This window comes from Blastomonas sp. UPD001 (assembly GCF_003426715.1).
Taxonomy (GTDB): domain Bacteria; phylum Pseudomonadota; class Alphaproteobacteria; order Sphingomonadales; family Sphingomonadaceae; genus Blastomonas.
In genome coordinates this window covers 1,165,597-1,168,644 of the sequence record NZ_QKVT01000001.1, presented here as the reverse complement: position 1 = coordinate 1,168,644, position 3,048 = coordinate 1,165,597, and the positions used below count along the sequence as shown (strand labels likewise).

Annotated in this window: 3 protein-coding genes and 1 pseudogene; all 4 read left to right on the top strand. The window is 65.8% G+C overall.

Features of this window, described 5'->3' with window-relative positions; all coding sequences use genetic code 11:
• Positions 1-525: tetratricopeptide repeat protein (locus tag DM995_RS05760; RefSeq protein ID WP_157973273.1), on the top strand; the 525-nt coding region annotated here is incomplete at its 5' end.
• Positions 509-986: pseudogene (gene tilS / locus DM995_RS22735) on the top strand (tRNA lysidine(34) synthetase TilS); the annotation flags it as partial. The gene DM995_RS05760 and the pseudogene tilS, both read left to right, overlap by 17 nt.
• Positions 987-1,031: 45 nt before the next feature.
• The gene (locus DM995_RS22140; RefSeq protein WP_232824515.1) at positions 1,032-1,424 is read left to right on the top strand and encodes a hypothetical protein; all 393 of its coding nucleotides are present in this window, start codon (positions 1,032-1,034) and stop codon (positions 1,422-1,424) included.
• 93 nt (positions 1,425-1,517) lie between these two features.
• Positions 1,518-3,048 (top strand): ATP-dependent zinc metalloprotease FtsH (gene ftsH / locus DM995_RS05750; RefSeq protein WP_157973272.1); only part of this gene is annotated, 1,531 nt, incomplete at its 3' end.

Sequence of the window (3,048 nt, the reverse complement as noted above, 5' to 3'; positions counted from 1 at the left end):
GTCACGCCGAGCGCGCCCGGCGCGGGTGGCGCGACCACGCGTCCGGTCACGCCCGCCGCTGCGACCACGGCTGCGGCCGCACCCAGCGCCGAACGCATCGCAGCGGTCTCGAAGATCGAAAAGCCGCAAAGCGCCGATGCGGGCGAGGATGCCTATCTGTATGGCTATCGCCTGTGGGAAGCGAAATTCTTCCCCGAGGCGCAGGCGCAGCTTCGCTTCACGCTGGAAAAGCATCCCAGGCACAAGCGCTCCAGCTATACCCGCAACCTGCTGGGGCGCGCCTATCTCGACGATGGCAAGCCCAGTGCCGCGGCCAAGATGTTCGCCGAGAATTACGAGAAGGAACCCAAGGGCGATCGCGCACCCGAGAGCCTCTATTTCCTGGGCGAATCCCTGATCAAGCTGAACGAGAAGCCGAAGGCCTGCGTGGCCTTTGCCGAGCTGGCAGAAGTCTATCCCGAGGTGGCGGCAGGGCGCCTGTCGGACCGGCTCGTCGCCGGGCGCCGCAATGCCGGATGCAAGTGACGCGGACCTGACACGCGTCGTCGCGGCGCTCACCCGGCTCACCGAAGCACGCGATGCCCGGCTTCTGCTCGCCGTCTCGGGCGGGCCGGACAGCATGGCGATGCTCGACCTGATCGCCAGCAGTTGGCCGGGGCCGGTCCATGCCGCCACGGTCGACCATGGGCTTCGTCCCGAAAGCGTCGATGAGGCCGCCATGGTTGCGGACCATTGCGCGAATAACGCTATCGATCATGCGCTGCTCCGGCCTGCGACGCCGATCACCGGCAGCGTGCAATCGGCGGCGCGCGCGGCGCGCTATGCGCTGCTGGAGGCGCATGCGGATTCGATCGACGCGGCATTCATCGTCACCGCGCATCATGCCGACGATCAGCTCGAGACGGTCCTGATGCGCCTCGCGTCCGCTGCTCGGCTTTCGCAAGGCCGAGCTGGTCGCGCATTGCGAGGGTCGCGGGATCCCCTTTGTCCAGGACCCGAGCAATGCCAATCCCGATTACGACCGGGTCAGGATGCGTCAGGCCTTGCAGGGCTTCGACGCGGTCGATCCCCTGATAGCCGGGCGATCGGCCAGCGCGCTGGCCGAAGCGAGCGAGGCGCTCGACTGGATCGCCATGCGCGAGGCCGAGGCCGTGCTGGTGCGCGTTCCCGCGGGTGTGCGCCTGGTGCAGACCGATTACCCGCCCGCGCTGCTGCGGCGACTGCTGCTGCTCGCGTTGGCGCGGGTCCAGAGCGATATCACAGTGCGCGGCCCCGCGCTCGACCGGCTGTTGCAGACGCTCCAGCGAGGGGGGCAGGCAATGATCGGCGATGTGCTGTGCGGCCCGGCAGCGGACGGGCAGGGCTGGCATCTGCGCCCGGCCCCGCCGCGCGGCGCTTCTGCAAGGCCCGATGCGGCAGAATAATGACGATCGCACGCCAAAGCGCGGGCGGATTATATTGTCATTCAGGATTAGCAGCCTATCTTGATCATGGTTGATGGCTGCAAAGGCTTTGTGATGAACGACGATCAGGATCCCGGTTCGAACCAGAACGGCTGGATGAAGAACATGCTCATCTGGGCGGGGGTGATCATTGGCCTGCTCGTGGTCGTTTCGCTCATCGATACGCGCGGCTCGGCCGATCGCGGCAGTTCGATCAGCTATTCGACCTTCCGCGATCGCGTGGCCGATGGCCAGGTCAAGAATGTGGTCATCTCGTCCGACCGTGTGACCGGCACCTATGTCAATGACGAAGCGTTCTCCGCCGTGCGCGTCGAGAACGACCCGACGCTGATCCCGCTGCTCGAGGAGAAGGGCGTGGACTATAGCGGCAAGGCGATCGAGCAGCCGAGCCTGCTCGTCGCGATCCTGTTCCAGTCGCTGCCGTTCATCCTGATCATCGCGATCGCTTTCTTCGTGCTGCGCCAGGTCCAGAAAGGCGGCGGGGCGAGCGGCGCTATGGGCTTCGGCAAGTCCAAGGCCAAGCTGCTCACCGAAAAGGCCGGCAAGGTGACCTTTGCCGACGTCGCCGGTATCGACGAGGCGCGCGAGGAATTGCAGGAGATCGTCGAGTTCCTGCGCGATCCCAGCAAGTTTGCGCGGCTCGGCGGACAGATTCCCAAGGGCGCGCTGCTGGTCGGCTCGCCCGGCACCGGAAAGACGCTGCTCGCCCGCGCCATCGCGGGTGAGGCGGGCGTGCCATTCTTCACCATTTCGGGTTCGGACTTTGTCGAGATGTTCGTCGGCGTCGGCGCGAGCCGCGTGCGCGACATGTTCGAACAGGCGAAGAAGAACGCGCCGTGCATCGTCTTCATCGACGAAATCGACGCCGTCGGTCGCCATCGCGGTTCGGGCCTCGGCAATTCGAACGACGAACGCGAGCAGACGCTCAACCAGCTGCTCGTCGAGATGGACGGTTTCGAGGCCAACGAAGGCATCATCATCATCGCGGCGACCAACCGGCCCGATGTGCTCGACCCCGCGCTGCTGCGTCCGGGCCGTTTCGACCGCCAGGTTGTGGTGCCGGTGCCCGATATCGAAGGTCGCGAGAAGATCCTGCAGGTGCACATGAAGAAGGTGCCGCTGGCACCCGATGTCAACGCGCGCACCATCGCGCGGGGCACCCCCGGCTTTTCGGGTGCGGATCTTGCCAATCTGGTCAACGAGGCGGCGCTGCTCGCCGCGCGCCGGGGCAAGCGCCTGGTCGCGATGAGCGAGTTCGAGGCGGCCAAGGACAAGGTCATGATGGGCGCCGAGCGCAAGTCCATGGTGATGACCGAGGACGAGAAGCGCATGACCGCCTATCACGAGGCCGGCCACGCCATCGTCGCGGTGCACGAGCCTGCATCGGACCCGATCCACAAGGCGACGATCATTCCGCGTGGTCGCGCGCTGGGCATGGTGATGCGTCTGCCCGAGCGCGACGTGTACAGCTATCACCGCGACAAGATGTATGCGAACCTGGCCGTCTCGATGGGTGGCCGCGTCGCCGAGGAAGTGATCTTCGGCTATGACAAGGTCTCTTCGGGTGCGAGCGGCGACATCCAGT

Bases quoted from the DNA above. Each gene is read 5' to 3' on its own strand.
- DM995_RS22140 (WP_232824515.1), top strand. From the start codon at position 1,032: ATGCGTCAGGCCTTGCAGGGCTTCGACGCGGTCGATCCCCTGATAGCC.